The 13654-nt window shown below is 53.0% G+C and carries 12 protein-coding genes; 8 read left to right on the forward strand and 4 right to left on the reverse strand.

What is annotated here, in order from left to right:
- Positions 1-108: 108 nt before the first annotated feature.
- Entirely contained in the window at positions 109-2319 is a 2211-nt protein-coding gene (gene uvrD / locus Q4563_RS12045) for a DNA helicase II (protein ID WP_215976665.1), read from the reverse strand.
- A 167-nt stretch (positions 2320-2486) separates the two neighbouring features.
- Here uvrD and Q4563_RS12050 point away from each other — a divergent pair, with 167 nt between their 5' ends.
- The 3 genes from Q4563_RS12050 to gshA all read left to right on the forward strand — a co-directional run bounded on the left by Q4563_RS12050 (position 2487) and on the right by gshA (position 5169).
- A complete protein-coding gene (locus Q4563_RS12050) occupies positions 2487-3023 on the forward strand; it encodes a DinB family protein (protein WP_215976666.1) in 537 nt (178 codons plus the stop codon).
- Between the two features lie 203 nt (positions 3024-3226).
- A complete protein-coding gene (locus Q4563_RS12055) occupies positions 3227-3520 on the forward strand; it encodes a hypothetical protein (protein ID WP_215976667.1) in 294 nt (97 codons plus the stop codon).
- Between the two features lie 14 nt (positions 3521-3534).
- Positions 3535-5169 carry a glutamate--cysteine ligase gene (gshA, locus tag Q4563_RS12060; protein WP_303604653.1) on the forward strand — a complete coding sequence of 545 codons (1635 nt, stop codon included), beginning with the start codon at positions 3535-3537 and terminating at the stop codon, positions 5167-5169.
- Here the strand turns inward: gshA and Q4563_RS12065 are convergent.
- On the reverse strand, positions 5144-5563 hold the full coding sequence (locus Q4563_RS12065; protein WP_215976669.1) for a flagellar basal body-associated FliL family protein: 420 nt from the start codon (positions 5561-5563) through the stop codon (positions 5144-5146). The genes gshA and Q4563_RS12065 overlap by 26 nt on opposite strands.
- A 148-nt stretch (positions 5564-5711) precedes the next feature.
- On the opposite strand from Q4563_RS12065, the gene rsd reads away from it, so the two are divergent.
- Together rsd and Q4563_RS12075 are read left to right on the forward strand one after the other, a co-directional pair.
- Positions 5712-6170 carry a sigma D regulator gene (gene rsd, locus Q4563_RS12070; protein WP_215976670.1) on the forward strand — a complete coding sequence of 153 codons (459 nt, stop codon included), beginning with the start codon at positions 5712-5714 and terminating at the stop codon, positions 6168-6170.
- Positions 6171-6254: 84 nt separating this feature from the next.
- Positions 6255-7238 carry a WD40 repeat domain-containing protein gene (locus tag Q4563_RS12075; RefSeq protein ID WP_303604654.1) on the forward strand — a complete coding sequence of 328 codons (984 nt, stop codon included), beginning with the start codon at positions 6255-6257 and terminating at the stop codon, positions 7236-7238.
- Positions 7239-7335: 97 nt separating this feature from the next.
- Here Q4563_RS12075 and Q4563_RS12080 read toward each other — a convergent pair whose 3' ends face one another.
- Positions 7336-8097: an FKBP-type peptidyl-prolyl cis-trans isomerase gene (locus Q4563_RS12080; protein WP_303604655.1), complete on the reverse strand. Its 762-nt coding sequence runs from the start codon at positions 8095-8097 to the stop codon at positions 7336-7338.
- A 439-nt stretch (positions 8098-8536) separates the two neighbouring features.
- On the opposite strand from Q4563_RS12080, the gene Q4563_RS12085 reads away from it, so the two are divergent.
- Positions 8537-9304, forward strand: coding sequence for a hypothetical protein (locus Q4563_RS12085; RefSeq protein ID WP_303604656.1), 768 nt, complete (start codon positions 8537-8539; stop codon positions 9302-9304).
- A gap of 42 nt (positions 9305-9346) precedes the next feature.
- Here Q4563_RS12085 and Q4563_RS12090 read toward each other — a convergent pair whose 3' ends face one another.
- Entirely contained in the window at positions 9347-9826 is a 480-nt protein-coding gene (locus tag Q4563_RS12090; RefSeq protein ID WP_215976673.1) for a TIGR02444 family protein, read from the reverse strand.
- A 71-nt stretch (positions 9827-9897) separates the two neighbouring features.
- Here Q4563_RS12090 and Q4563_RS12095 point away from each other — a divergent pair, with 71 nt between their 5' ends.
- Both Q4563_RS12095 and Q4563_RS12100 read left to right on the forward strand, forming a co-directional pair.
- On the forward strand, positions 9898-11778 hold the full coding sequence (locus Q4563_RS12095) for an ATP-binding cassette domain-containing protein (RefSeq protein ID WP_215976674.1): 1881 nt from the start codon (positions 9898-9900) through the stop codon (positions 11776-11778).
- A 128-nt stretch (positions 11779-11906) separates the two neighbouring features.
- Entirely contained in the window at positions 11907-13532 is a 1626-nt protein-coding gene (locus Q4563_RS12100; RefSeq protein WP_215976675.1) for a methyl-accepting chemotaxis protein, read from the forward strand.
- Positions 13533-13654: the final 122 nt, after the last annotated feature.

Here is a 13654-nt window from a genome sequence, read left to right on the forward strand (position 1 = left end):
CAGAACGCAGAACGCAGAACGCAGAACGCAGAACGCAGAACGCAGAACGCAGAACGCAGAACGCAGAACGCAGAACGGGTGCGACCATGGATGGTGCCCCGTACCCCGCTAAACAGCCTCTAATTTGGCGTACTGCATTACCAGCCATTTAGTGCCTTCGGTATCAAAATTAATTTGTACCCGCGTGCTGGGGCCAGAGCCTTCAAAGTGGATAATGGTGCCCTCGCCGAATTTTTTATGCTCCACACGTTGACCTAATTTAAAACCGGTATCTGAGCCCGAGTCGCTTAAGCGCAGGCCCGCCTTGGCACCGCGCGATGGGTTGCGCGACCCCTGTGGTTGCAAACGTGCCGGTCGGCTGATGGTGCTTTTAATGCGAACTTCATCGAGGTGTTCATTGGGTATTTCTTTGACAAAGCGCGATACGCTGTTAAACGTCTCACCACCGTACAAGCGGCGCGTTTCGGCGTAACAGATATACAGCTTTTGCATAGCGCGGGTTATACCCACGTAGGCCAGGCGGCGCTCCTCTTCCAATCGGTCCGGGTCTTCGATGGACATTTTGTGGGGGAATAAATTCTCCTCTGCGCCCGCCATAAACACCAGCGGAAACTCCAGCCCTTTGGCCGAGTGCAGCGTCATCAGTTGTACGGCGTCTTCAAACTCATCAGCCTGTGCCTCGCCGGCATCCAGCGCGGCGGTGTCGAGAAATTGCTGCAGATCGGATTCGTCTTCGTCCTCGGCATCGAACGCAGCGCAAGCCGTGACCAGCTCTTCCAGGTTCTCCGCGCGGGCCTGGCCTTTTTCGCCTTTTTCTTTCTTGTGAAATTCGTACAGGCCTGTGGTGTCGAGCACCGATTGGGCGAGCTGATCCAGTGTCAGGTCGTCGCTTTTGTCGGTTAAGGTTTCGACTAAGCTGATAAAACCTTGTAGAGCATTGGCGGCGCGCGCGCTGAGCATCTTGTTGTGCAGAATCTGCTCGGAGGCTTGCCACAAAGAGCAGCCGTGCTCGAGGGCAAAGGCGCGTATATCGTCCAGTGTTTTGGCGCCGATTCCGCGCGTAGGAGTGTTGATTACCCGCTCAAAGGCCGGGTCGTCGTTATGGCTGGCGGCAAGGCGCATATAGGCCAGGGCATTTTTAATTTCCAGCCGGTCGTAGAAGCGCTGGCCACCGTATATACGGTAGGGGATACCTTCGCGCAGCAGGGCTTCTTCCAGCACGCGCGATTGCGCGTTGGAGCGATAGAGAATGGCGCAGCTGTTTTTGCTGTTGCCTTTTGCCGTCCAGTCGTTAATGCGCTCGACAATAAAGCGGGCTTCGTCTTGCTCGTTAAAGGCCGCGTAGAGTGAGATAGGATCCCCGTCTTCCCCCTCGGTCCAGAGGGTTTTGCCCAAGCGGCCTTGGTTGTTGGCAATCACCGCGTTAGCGGCGTTAAGGATATGGCCGGTAGAGCGGTAGTTTTGCTCGAGTCGAATTACCTGTGTTTGTGGATATTCATCTTCAAAGCGGCGAATATTTTCGATTTTGGCGCCGCGCCAGCCATAAATGGACTGGTCGTCGTCGCCCACCGCGGTTACAAAACAAGCCTCGCCCGCCAACACGCGCAGCCAGGCGTACTGCACCGAGTTGGTGTCCTGAAACTCGTCCACCAAAATAAAGGGAAAGCGGCCTTGATAGTGGCTGAGCAGTGAGGGGTTGTTGAGCCATAGCTCGTGGGCGCGCAGCAGTAGCTCGGCAAAATCGACCAAGCCGCCGCGCTCGCAATCGGCCTCGTAGGCGCGGTATACCGCCGCCATAGTACGGACAAACGGGTCGGCCGACTCCTGAATATGTTTGGCGCGCAGGCCCTCGTCTTTTTGGCCGTTGATAAACCACTGTGCCTGGCGCGGTGGCCAGCGCTCGGCATCTAGCCCGAGGTTTTGGTACACGCGTTTGATCAGGCGTAGTTGGTCGTCGCTGTCGAGAATCTGAAAGTTTTGCGGCAGCTTGGCGTCTTTCCAGTGGGCTTTGAGCAATCGGTGGGCGAGGCCGTGAAAGGTGCCCACCCACATGCTGCGGGTATTGATGGGGGTACCCGCGTCGCGAAATAACTCGTCCAAACGGCCACGCATTTCCCGCGCGGCCTTATTGGTAAAAGTGACCGCCAAAATGCTGTAGGGCGATACGCCCTGCGTTTGCACCAGCCAGGCGATGCGGTGTACCAATACCCGGGTTTTACCACTGCCGGCACCGGCGAGAATTAACTGATTGCCGGGATCGGCCGTAACGGCTTGATGTTGGGCTTGGTTTAATTGATCGACGAGTTCTGACGCTGGCATGGAATAGTTTATTTCTGGCTAGTGGCTGATGTAACAAAGCATAACATTTTACTGTAAATTTACCCAGTATCGAGGTCGGTTTGGGCTGGTATTGTGAGGGTCGGCTGTGGAATACTAACCGTGAAGCGCCACGTTCAGGCGCCGCCGCAGCAGACAAGAAGGATAATATGGAAGTACTGACACACCTGCGTTTAATGGCAGGCTACAATCTCAGAATGAATCGTCAGGTGTACGCCGGTGCCGCCAGCCTGAGCGATGAGCAACTGAACAAGCCGCTCGGGGCCTATTTCGGCTCTGTGCTCGGTACGTTAAATCACATTATGGTGGGAGATCTATTGTGGCTGCATCGCTTTCGTCGCCACAGTGAGGCATACCTCAGCCTGCAGGCGCTGAAAGAGCTACCACAGCCAACCACACTGGATACAGTCATTTATGATCGCTTCGGCGCCTTAGGGGCCGCTCGATCGATTGTCGATGAAGCAATTCTGACCTGGGTGAGCGAAGAGCTGAAACCGGCCGAACTCAGTCAGTTGCTGTCTTATCAAAACGCCAAGGGCGAAGCGGCGACACGAGATTTTGGTGAACTGATTTGCAATTTATTTAATCATCAAACCCATCATCGCGGTCAAGTCAGCACACTATTGAGCCAATTGGGCGTGGATATCGGCCCCACGGATTTTTTACTGGATATTCCCCAGCAGTAAGTTCGGGGAATTTCGTGCTTAATTGGGGCTTTTTACCCAGCCGTTTGTCGAACTTTACGACACGGCTTAATTGACTCGGAACCTGGGCTTGACTCCTGACCGCAAGCCCCCATTATGGGGCTTGATAAGCAATGTTCCCCCTTTTCGAAACGCGAGTTATTATGTCTGAGGTTTATATAATTCAGAATCAGGATCAGCTGTTTTTGAGCAAGCAGCGAGCCTGGGTGGATGGTCGTGAAGCGGCAAGCTTATACCGCACACCGCATCGCGATGAGGCGGTTAACGAAAAATTTGAAGTCAATTCTAAAGATTACAGTCAGCGGGTAACCTTGGTGACCTGCACCTTAAACGATCGCGGTGTCCCTATGATTGACCCCGCTATACTGCCGGCACCTATTCCAAAGGAAGATGAATCGCTGGCGCTTGATTTGCCCGCGAGCGATAGCACCCCTACTGCGCCGGAGCAAACTGCTCCGTCCAGTGCCAACGCTGGCTAACGAGGATCACCACTTTGTCACAATTAGACGCGCACCTGGCTGCTTTTGCAGCACCCGCTGCCAATAGCACCTTGCGCGGCGTTTTGCGCGGCCTGGAAAAAGAGAGTTTGCGAGTTACCCCCGAGGGAACCTTGGCGCAAACCGGCCACCCGGAGGCCTTGGGGGCGGCGTTTGCCCACCCGCACATCACCACCGACTACTCCGAAGCGCTGTTAGAGTTTATTACTCAGCCGCACCCGCGCATTGCCGATGCGTTAAAAGAACTCGATGACGTGCAGCGCTTTACTTATGCGCATATAAAAGACGAGTTGTTGTGGCCGGGCAGTATGCCCTGTGCCTTGGGTGGCGATAACTCCATTCCGGTGGCCCGCTACGGCACATCTAATAGCGGCAAAATGAAAACTGTTTATCGTCTGGGACTAGGCCACCGCTACGGCCGTGCCATGCAAACCATTGCCGGGGTGCACTACAACTTCTCTATGCCTGACGACTTTTGGCGCGAGTTGGCACGAATGGAAGGCTCGACCGAGTCCCTGCAAAGTTTTAAAACCGATAAATATTTTGCCCTGATTCGCAATTTCCGACGCTACTTTTGGCTACTGCTCTATTTGTTTGGTGCTGCACCGGCGGTGTGTCGAAGTTTTGTGCGCGACCGGGAGCATCAGCTGGAACCATTGGGCCGGGATGACCACACTTTACACCTACCTTATGCTACCTCGCTACGCATGGGGGATTTGGGTTATCAGAGTGCGGCGCAGCATTCTTTGGTGGTTTGCTACAACAAGCTCGACAACTATTTGCAGACCTTGTGCAGCGCGATTACCCAACCTCATCCCGAATACCAGGCGATTGGTGTACGCGATTCGCAAAACCAGTACCAGCAGTTGAATGCCAGCTTGCTGCAAATCGAAAATGAGTTTTACAGTACCATTCGCCCCAAGCGCACCGCCGGCGCCGGTGAGACGGCCTTGCAGGCGCTGCGCCTAGGGGGAGTCGAGTATGTTGAAGTGCGCTGTGTCGATTTAAACCCCTACGAGCCTTTGGGTGTTAGCAGTGAACAGCTGCATTATTTGGATGCATTCTTATTGTTCTGTCTGTTGCAAGACAGCCCCGAGACCGGTATCGACGAGTACAAAGATTTACAGGAAAATCAGAAGCGTATTGTCGGCGCCGGCAGAACCCCGGAATTGACATTGAAGCAGGGGGGCGAAGAGCGCGACTTGCTGGATTGGGCGCAAGAGCTACAAGCCGGTATTGGTGCCTGTGCCGACTTATTGGATGCAGCCTGTGACACTACAGGCTATCGACAAGCCTACGAAAACCAGACGCAAAAGTTAAGCGGGGAAAAGCCAACCCCAGCGGCTCAAATGTTGGCACAAATGCAAACCGAACAAAAAACCTACTACGGTTTAATGCTGGAGTTGGCCGGGCGGCACAAAACGTACTACGCGGAGAGGCCATTAACCGCTACGGACAGTGCAGCGTTTAGCCAAATGGCAAGTGACTCTTTCCGGCGCCAGGCGCAGACTGAAGCGGCCGATGATCAAACTTTTGAAGCGTATCTGGCCGCGTACTACGGACAATACCGCGATTGCGAAGGGTGTGGCGGTGACGGAACCCTGGCTACTTCTGCACAATCAGGTTGTTGAAGTAAACTTCCAGCACTTCGGCGGCATTTTGCTCCGCCTCCAGTAGGGCGATAATCTCCTTTTTGGCGGTTTGGCGCAGCCTTTCCACCCCATCGGTGGTGGTGATGGATTCCTCACTTTGACGCGATAACAACATTACGATTGTATTGCGAATAAGCGGCATATGGTGGCGCACCGCTGAGGCGGTATGAACGTCGTGCACCCGCAGCGAGAGTTCAGTTTTAAGATACTTTAAGCGCCCCGCCCCGCCGTAATTAACGACAAAAGGTGGTTCCATGGGGATATAAATGGAGCCCTCAACGACATCTTCTTCGCTGCCTTCTTGCGCCCATACCAAGGGACAGAACAAAAGGGCCAAAAAGATGGTTAGCGCGCGCCAGTGCTTCAATGTCATAATATTTTCCCGTTCTAATAAGCCTGCCAGCATAACCTGCCGAAACCCTATCGCATAGTCGCTATCGGCCAATACAGCGCTGCCTTAACCGTTGCGCCGTGTTAATATAGCGGACAATGTAGTTCTAATAACCCCCAGGGGACATCGTATGCTGGAAAACTGCCAAGACGCCAAACAACGCTGGGGCGGCGTCAGTCAAATTATTGATCGCTGGCTCGCTGAACGCCAACAAATGTTGGTTAAGTATTGTGCTGTATCTGATACGCAAAAAAATGATGACGACAGCCGTGGACCCAAGCTGCGTGCTATGTGTGAAATTATGGTGGACTACGTTTCCGCCGGTCACTTTGAAGTCTATGACCAATTGTTAAAAGAAGGTCAGGACTTTGGTGATGATCAGGCCCTAAAACAAGGTGCCGAACTGTTTAAAAAAGTGGATGCTACCACCGAAGAAGTCCTCGATTTTAACGATAAGTATCAGGAAACCGATGATTTGACTGCCCTGGATGCCGACCTCTCCCGTTTAGGGGAAGTGTTGGAGTCGCGGTTTACTTCTGAAGATCAGATGATTGCGGTATTGCACGACGCTCATAAAGATATGGTGTAAAGCCAATAAACCCAGCCCTAGGTTGGGTGCTGCGCCTACAGCAAGTGCTACACTTGTGGTCAAACACACAGGTGTAAGGGCGACATGAAAAAATTCTTTACTGCGTTAACTCTTATTCCCCCGCTGCTGCTCACGGCTTGCTCTCCCGTTCCCGAACCGTCCGATGCGCTGGAAGTCGCCGCTCGCACTGTGCAAAGTGGCGCTCTGTCGCGCGATGGCAACTGGGCGGTCATCGGCTCGGTGTACCACGGTGGCGGTTATTGGCACCTACCTGGGGCCGAGCGCCTGTTCAATTGGAACCACTCTGATGCCCTAGGCACCTTAATGCTCGCTGCAGATATATCCCCCGACGGCGGTTGGGCCGCTACGGTGGATGAGCAATCGCTGGTGTTGTGGAGTACCGAAACCGGCAGTAGTCGAGGGTTTTGGCGCCTGGCTGCCGGGGTGAACGATTTGGCCCTCGGCCGCCATGGCAATGTGGCCCTGTTGGGTATGGTGGATGGACGCGCCGCTTTCTATAACGTGCGCGGCGGTGGTGTTTATCAGAGCTTTGAGCATCAAGGTGAAGTCAACTCGGTGGCGGTAAATGACGACTTATCGCTCGCTTTAACCGGCGGTGAAGACTTCGCCGCCCGCCTGTGGGATTCGCAAACCGGGGAGCTTATTTTTGAAAAAATCTACCGCGAACCTGTGCAGCGGGTAGCGCTGACGGCCGATGGCAGCCGAGCTTTTGTGGCGGCCCAATACGATCGGGTAGAAATCATAGATGTGGCCAGCCAGAAGGTTCTCTGGCAGTTACCTTTGAGCAAAGAGAAAATGCTCCGCGGATTAAGTGTCACCGTCGCCCGTTTTTCGCAAGATGGTCAATACCTGTTGACCGGCCGGCCCGACGGCCGTGTGCAGCTGTGGGATATCGACGGGCAAGAAGAGGTGTACACCTGGCAATTGCCAAAACGTAAAGCTTGGCAACCGACCGCTAATGCGGTGATGGATTTAAGCTTTACCGAACACGGTGATCAGTACAAGGCCATTGGCAGCAATGGATTTGTGTATACACTCAGTTACTGAGCATGTGATGGGCGGGATGGTTTTGGGAAGCAATGTCCGCCCAGTCGAAACCGGGCGGACATTGCATTCAGCGTTCAGCCGAATGCTTGTGGGCCAATTACTCGGCGGCCGCTTCAGTTTCTTCGGCTTCTTCTGGCGCTTCAGCCGCTTCCACTTCAATCAGCTCAACATCGAATACCAGAGTCGCGTTGGGTGGAATGCTACCTGGGTTACCGCCGGGGCCATAGGCCAGATCGGACGGGATATAAAACTGGTACTTAGAGCCGGTTTCCATCAACTGTAAACCTTCGGTCCAGCCTGGGATCACTTGGTTCAGAGCAAAAGAGGTGGTTTTTTCGCGCTCGTAAGAACTGTCGAAAACAGTGCCATCAATCAGGCGGCCTTCGTAGTGAACGGTCACGGTGTCCATAGGGCCGGGCTTGATGCCGTCACCCTGCTCCAGTACTTTATACTGTAAGCCACTCTCGGTTAGCTCAACACCTTCTTTGGAGGCGTTGTCAGATAAAAATGTTTCGCCTTCTTGCTTGTGCTTATCGGCCAGCTCTTTTTGACGCTGTTGTTGCAGCTCCATTTGTTGCTCCTGGAATTGCTGCATAACCTCTTGCATCTCTTCGCGGCTGAGCATGGGCTCAACGTCATCGCGCACATCGGTTAAGGCTTTGTTAAAAGCGTCTACTTCAATGGGTACGTCGCGGTTTTTAAAGTTAGAGGCTATATTAAGAGCCGCAATGTAGTTAACTTTTTGCTCGATGGTGTCGAGAGTGACCTCTTTAGTGGCTTCAGAGTCGCCCTGGTTGCAACCAGCCAACACCGCGGCGGAACACAGCACGCCAGTCATCAGTAAACGCTTGTTCATCATAGAAAACCCATATAGTTGTCGTGTATTGAACCACCAAATCCACATATGATGGCCGATCGGTATATCCGACCTTGTTATTACCGCTCGGTTGCGAGTTATTGCATAAGCCGGCGGCCTGTTGTGCAGCGCCTATAGTAACGCAACTGAGCAACAGTTTGGGTACCTTGGGCCGGGATTGATAAATAGCACCACCATCGGCCTTCGAGATAAAGGGTTATATGGGTCTGGTTGGGTTAACTTCAAGGCTTGGGGCTATCTGGATGTGGTCACAGTATCAAGCTGGGCGAATAGGTATTATTGACCATGAAAAGCATGGTTGAGGCGTACACTTTTATCAGTGATGAGTTTACAATAAACCTCACGAACTACTCTGACCGATTTATCTTTCATCTCACAAATTAGAAGGGTTTTTACAATGGCTGCCAAAAGGAAAACTGCTTTGTCGGTTGCGCAATTGGAAAAAGAGATTGCCTCGGTACAAAATCAGATTGCTCGCGAGCGTAGTAAGCAGCTGAGCGCTGCGGAAAAAGCGCAGGTGGCAAGCAAGAAAAAACTCGATGCCGGTAAGAAAAAGCTGGCCACATTAAAAGCAAAAAAATCGGCTGCCGCCAAGGCAAAGCCCACGGCAGCGGCCAAAACACGGCTGGCCAAGGCGATTGCCGCTCTCAATGCGCAGCAAAAATTGGTGACGACCCTTACCGCTGAGTTCAGCGCCGCTAACCAGGCGCTTGCCGATGCAAAGCAGGCGCAACAATATGCCCAGCAACTGGCAAAACTGGAAGCAAAAGAGCTAAAAGCGTTAGCCGCCAAACAAAAGCGAGCTGAGCAAAAAGCTAAGGCTAAACGCACTGCGCGGAAAAAAACCTCTCCGGGCTCCGCTTCTAAAGCAGCGCCGGCGGTTAAAGCTCCGCCCGCAAAAAAAGCCGCTAGTAAATCGGTAGCGGCTAAAAAGCCAGTTAAAAAATCTGTAAAAAAACCGGCAGTGACACCAGCGCCTCAACCTGATCCGGTCAGCCCCTCTACCGTATCTGCCCCGGCTGAGACAAAGAAAAAGGTTGAAGTTGAAACCGGTGTGGTCGCGCCCAATCCATTGCCCAATCATATGGGTGCTCATATGATAGAGCCCACCGATGCCGACAAGCCCAAACCGACGCCGGTACCCGACAGCCCGGCCGTGCCTAAAAGTGGCAGTTTATTTGACGAATAAACACGCGTTGGCACAAAAAAAGCCCTGTATTGCAGGGCTTTTTTATGTCTGTTTAGCCGCTTGGTGTAAGGCGTGTAGTGCCCGCTGGCAGAGGTCCGGTTGGCTGCTAAGCCGCAAAAGGTAATCCATAGCGGCCTGACCTTTGGTGTCGCAAGGGCGAGGCCCCTGACGCGATAACTCCTGCAATTGGCGCAATAGATGTTGTTCGGTGCGCAGTTCACAGTCTTTGATGTCTGCGCGCAATGTTTTTTCCGGCTCGCTTAAGCAAAGGGATGCTTTCATCCAGGCCCTGGCCGAGCGCAGCGGCGTAATCACTTGCTCTTGCCAGTGTGTCGCCAGCTCTAGCCCCGCCTGCAGAGTTTGCTCATCGATACCGCTCTGGGCATCGCACCACACCAGCCACAGTAAAAGCGGCACATTCACATCATAAGTTTGCTGCAACTCAAGACACAGGGGCTCTATACCTGGCTGGCGGTAGAGCGTCGTGGCAAATTGCCAAATATCTGTGTAAGGTTCGCACATATTTTCACGGAGCCCTATGGCTGCGGTGTTGGGGGCGATTTGCCCATCAGTTTAACAGGCATTTAAATTCCATGATTGCATTAGAAGGCGTGAGCTTACAGCGGGGCAGTAAATTTCTGCTGGAAGAGGTCGATTTATCCATTTTTCCCGGGCAAAAACTGGGTATTATCGGCGCTAATGGCAGCGGTAAATCGTCGCTCTTTAAACTGTTGTTAAAGCAATTGCAGGTGGATGCCGGCCGGTTGGATATTCCCGTTCAGTGGCGGCTGTCGCACATGGCGCAAGAGGTGACTGATGTAGAGCGCAGTGCTTTAGACTATATTCTCGACGGCGATAAAGCCCTGCGCAGCTTGGAGCAGGCCATCGCTAACGCTGGTGATGACGGCGAGAAACTGGCCCACTTATACGGCGAATTAGAACACTTAGATGGCTATACCGCGGCTTCGCGCGCGGCTCAGTTGTTGGACGGTTTAGGCTTTGCTAATAGTGATCATGCGCGGCCGGTGACGGATTTTTCGGGTGGCTGGCGTATTCGGCTTAACTTGGCCCAAGCGCTGATGAGCCCATCGGATTTATTGTTATTGGATGAGCCCACCAACCACTTGGATTTAGATGCCACGCTGTGGCTGGAGGGGTGGCTGCAGGCGTACTCCGGCACCCTTTTGATTATCTCCCACGACCGTGACTTTCTCGACAATGTCGTTGGTCGCATTGTCAGTATTGAGTCCGGAAAATTGGTCGCCTACAGCGGCAACTATTCGGCCTATGAAAAGCAGCGCGCCGAGCGCCTGGCGCAACAGCAGGCAGCTTTTGTCAAACAGCAGGAAAAAGTTGAGCATTTAGAGAGCTATATTCGCCGCTTTCGGGCCAAAGCAACCAAAGCCAAGCAGGCGCAGAGCCGGATCAAACAGTTAGAACGTATGGAGGCGATTGCCCCGGCTCATGTCGACTCGCCCTTTACTTTTACCTTTCCCGCTCACGATAAAGTTTCTGATCCGTTACTGGTGCTGAACAAAGTGGATGTCGGTTATGCCGATAAAAAAATATTGGCAGACGTGAATATTAATATTGCCCCCGGCCAGCGCGTGGGCTTATTAGGGCCGAACGGGGCGGGTAAATCGAGCTTAATTAAAACCATTGCCGGTTTGTTGTCGCCCATGACAGGTGATCGGGTCACCGGGGAGCATTTTCGTCTGGGTTATTTTGCCCAACACCAACTGGAGGCACTCGACTTACAGGCCAGTGCGGCCTTGCATATTCAAAGAATAAGTCCCAAGGCGAGCGAGCAGCAGATACGTAACTTTTTGGGTGGCTTCGATTTTCAGGGCGATCGCGCTTTTGAGACTATCAATCACTTCTCGGGCGGGGAGAAGGCCCGCTTGGCTCTGGCGTTGATTGCCTGGCAAACCCCGAATGTGCTTTTACTGGACGAACCGACCAACCACTTGGACTTAGAAATGCGCCAGGCGCTTACCATGGCGCTGCAAGATTATCCGGGAGCGGTCATTGTGGTGTCGCACGATCGACATTTACTGCGCAATACAATTGATGAGTGGTTATTGGTCGCAGACGGTAAGGTAAAGGAATTTGATGGCACGCTAGAGGAGTACCACCACTGGCTGATTGATTATAAACGCAAACAAGCACCGGCGAGTAAAGGGTCAGACAAACCGGTAAACAAGGTTAAAAGCCAAGCGACTAACGCCCAGCGAGAACAGAAAAAAACCCTGATCAAGTCCCTTAAAAAGCAAGAGTCACAGGTGGATAAGTTCACCGCCGAGGTGGCTAAAGTTGAAGCGCAATTAGCCGACACATCGCTTTACGAGGACGCACAAAAAGAACGATTACAGCCGCTTTTGCAAGCCCAAGCCGATGCCCAGCAGAACCTGGCCTCCGCAGAAGAGGCGTGGTTGCAGATACAAGAAGAGTTGGATCTTCTCAGCGACGATTGATCTCGATTCACCTGACCCCGGCTAAGCATAGAAGGCCCGCCGCGGCGTCAAAAGTCCCCTATACTGAAATAATTGGATTTGGGTCCGGTAGCGAGCCGGACTTGTAAAGAATCGCAGAGGAAGAAAATATGCGCTGGATAACCGAGAGTGTGCAAACACGCCTGATGGTGGTGGTTGGGATTGGTCTAATGGGGTTGTTGGTGGCGGCCGAAGTGGCTATTTCGATGCTAAATAAGCAAATTGACAGTTACAACCAGCTGGTTGATGTCAATATTGCGCAAGAGCGTCAGATTAATAGCATGAATTTTCAGTTTAAAGTTCAGGTACAAGAGTGGAAAAATGTTCTTATCCGCGGTTCTGACTCAGCTCAGCTCGATAAATACTGGGGTCGATTTGCAGACTACCATCATGCGATTCAAACCCAAGGAGCCAACTTATTGCGCCAGCTAGACGCGGGGCAGAGCGCGCGTTTAACGCGCGAATTTCTTTCCGCCCATGAAAAAGCTTTTGGCCAGTACGAACGTGGGTTCGATGCTTTTGTGGCCTCGGGCTACAACCATCAAGCGGGGGATCAGGCTGTTTCCGGTATAGACCGTGAGCCCAGCAGGTTGTTACAGGAGGCCGCCGATCTTATTAAAGCCGATGTAGAGGCTACTGCCGAGCAGGTTCAGGCGTTAAGTGCTCGGGTCGCTTTTTGGGCGCAGATTGCGACTTTTGCGGTAGCCTTGATAGCCATGGCCGTGCTCTGGTGGCTGTTAGCCTCCAGCTTGATTAAACCCCTACGGGCTGTCATGCAGCATATTGGTGTTATGTCGGGAGGCGACTTTTCCCAAGACTTTCAGCTACGGCGCTCCGACGAGTTGGGCCAGTTAGGGGATAATTTGGCGCAAATGCAACGCGAAATTCGGGGAGTTGTTGCCTCGGTTAAAGATACCTCACATCAGTTGGGAGAGGCGTCGGCCGATATTAACCAAACCGCTAGCGATATTGCCCGTCATATCAGTGAGACGGAACACTCTACCGACCAGGTGGCCGCCGCGGTGAATGAAATGTCTTCCACCGTGCAAGAAGTGGCCAGCAATGCCGCCGGCGCGGCCGAGGCTGCTGGCAGTGCCGATGACAATGCTAAAAGCGGTATAAGCGTGATGGAAAACACTGTCACCTCCATCAATGAGTTGGCCGCACAGGTGGAGGATGTCAGCCAGTCGATGGCGCAGCTGGAGGCCGAGAGCGACCGTATTGGGCATGTTTTGGGTGTGATTAAAGGCATTGCCGAGCAAACCAACTTGCTCGCTCTTAACGCCGCTATTGAAGCTGCCCGGGCCGGTGAGCAGGGCCGAGGCTTTGCTGTAGTCGCCGATGAAGTTCGCGCCTTGGCGCAGCGCACGCAAGAGTCGACCGCGGAGATTCAACAAATTATTGAGGCGGTGCAAAGTGGTGCCTCCGGTGCGGCTCAGGCGATGGAAATAAGCCGTGATAAAACCCAACAAACGGTGGGTTTAATGGACGAGACCGGCACTGCCATTCGCGCTATCTCAGAGGCGATTTCCAGTATTTTGGACATGAACACGCAAATTGCAACCGCGGCCGAAGAGCAGAGCTACGCCTCGGAAGAAATTAATAAAAATGTTACCCACGTAGTCACCATGGTGCAAAACGCGCATAACAGTGCCCAGCAATCCACGGCAACGGCCAATGAGTTAGACGCAACAGCGCAAAAACTGGGCAAACAGATCGCCCACTTTACGGTGTAAAGGCGAGTGTCAGTCGGGGGCGCCTATTAGGGCTAACCCGTCACTCAGCATCAGAAATTACCACGTTATTCGAATTATTCGCCATAAAGCTCATAAAAGGGGTGAAGTGAGGCCGGTGTGCG

Source organism: Gilvimarinus sp. 1_MG-2023, assembly GCF_030548285.1.